The 779-nt window shown below is 40.4% G+C and carries 1 protein-coding gene; it reads right to left on the reverse strand.

Annotated elements, in window-relative coordinates; translation table 11 throughout:
- Window positions 1–15 precede the first annotated feature (15 nt).
- Window positions 16–779: IS1634 family transposase (locus AVZ68_RS19430; RefSeq protein WP_437182715.1), on the reverse strand; the 764-nt coding region annotated here is incomplete at its 5' end.

Below are 779 nucleotides of genomic sequence, written 5' to 3' on the forward strand. Positions count from 1 at the left end.
CCTGCATTCCCGAATTTACTGTAACGAGGTTGGTGGAGAAATGCCAATCTTCTCGTAAAGTGATTTTTGACGTTTAGTGACTTCTCCTACGCGGATCTGGGCACCTGGTTGTTCAAAACACTCAATGATATCAAATTCATCAAGAAGTTCCTGGATGGTATACTTTTTAAATAAATCTTGATCCTGCATCGTCTTTTTAAGGTAGGAAAGAAAAATTAGTGCAATGAATTCCACAAATAGTTTGCCGTCCAGACTTGCGTCAGAAGAAACGGATAACCGACGTAGGTTTAAGCGTTCTTTAAGGTTACCAAATGCCTTTTCAACAAGATCCTTGTTACGGTATATTTCTAGTGCTTCGATTGGATCCTTGATTTCATTGCTAATAAGGGCAAAGTAGCCATAATTCAGCTTCGCTTCATCCATTGCCTTTTGGTTGGCTATTGTTTTTGTTCCACGAACGGGCGTCGTTTTGATGTCAAAATACTTGTTATACAGTTTCTCACGCTCAGGACTTCTTTTGCCGCTTTCAATCTCTGCTTGAAGTACGCTAAGGCGTGAATTAAGCTCTTTCTCATCCTCCATGGCTTTGTCACTATTGAAGTACAGGTGTAAATACATGCGACGTTCGCCTTTGATCGTGTCCCCCTTATAGGGTCTTCTTTGAGAATAAGACCACTTGATCTTTCGAGTACTCGTGTAAAGTTCATATTTCTGGTTGTAGTTTGTCCATGACCGTAGGGTCTCTCGTACTTGATCCAGTTCTGTTTTCACAAATTTTA

This window comes from Shouchella shacheensis, assembly GCF_001484965.1.
GTDB classification, from domain to species: Bacteria; Bacillota; Bacilli; order Bacillales; family Bacillaceae_D; genus Shouchella; species Shouchella shacheensis.